At 42.4% G+C, this 1,015-nt stretch carries 1 pseudogene; it reads left to right on the top strand.

Going from position 1 to position 1,015, the window contains the following annotated elements:
- Positions 1-79 precede the first annotated feature (79 nt).
- Positions 80-1,015: pseudogene (locus ACIFO6_RS24135) on the top strand (phage terminase large subunit); the annotation flags it as partial.

The raw sequence follows: 1,015 nt of genomic DNA, 5'->3' as shown, positions 1-1,015 counted from the left end.
TTTTGGGATTCGTAAAGGGAGTCGCTGGAACAACAATGAAATATGGCTCAAAAGTAAAGGTGGACTAGATTCCTGTATTATGATTCGTGGGATTGACGGTAGCCTGAGAGGTATTCACTATAAGCATCACCGTCCTACGCTGGTTCTAATGGATGATTTGCTCAAGGAGGATACGGCACGATCCGAAGCTAAACGAGAACAAATTAAAAATACATTTACGGATGTTATTCTACCTATTGGCACAAGGGATACCAATATTCTGATCTGCGGAACGATTTTGAACGAAGAAGATATTATGGCCGATCTGCTCAAGGGTAAAATCCCAGGTGTGAGGAGTGTCCGTAAAGCAGCCGTGCTTCAATTTTCAGAGCGTGATGATCTGTGGTCAGAGTGGGAACGACAATATAATAACTTGCAGGATGAGGACAGGATCAATACGGCATTGTCCTTTTTTATAGCTCACCAAGGGGAAATGTTGGAGGGGACGGAAATCCTATGGAGCGAGTATTTGGACTATTACTATCTGATGTGCAAGAAGCAAGCGATGGGAGAAAAGAGTTTCTATAAAGAGCTACAGAACGATCCGCGCTCAACAGACGAATACATATTTCAGAATATCATGTATTGGGACAGGTTGCCTGAGTTTGAGGAGATGGAAATCGCGATGTACATTGATCCAGCCATTAAAGCAGGGAAGAAAAACGACTATTCGGCTATTTCAATTATAGGCCAGCACAGAAAGACAAAGCAGATGTATGTGATTGACGGTAACATCTATAAACTGTTGCCGGATGATTTGTTTCAAGTCGCTATGGAGAAGTTGAAGCTTTACCCTGTAGATAAGCTGGGATTTGAAGTCAATCAGGCACAGAGTTATATGAAGCAGAAATTTGAAGAAGAGTTATGGAAAGCGAAGATACATACGCCTGTTGAAAGTGTCCATTCCAAGGGGCAGAAGCATGAACGCATTATTAGCTTGGAGCCGGAAGTGAAGAAGGGTCATATTCTGTTCAAT

The organism is Paenibacillus sp. NRS-1781 (assembly GCF_050467745.1).
GTDB classification, from domain to species: domain Bacteria; phylum Bacillota; class Bacilli; order Paenibacillales; family Paenibacillaceae; genus Paenibacillus; species Paenibacillus terrae_A.
Note: the sequence above shows the minus strand (reverse complement) of the source record. Positions and strands in the feature narration are given on the sequence as shown.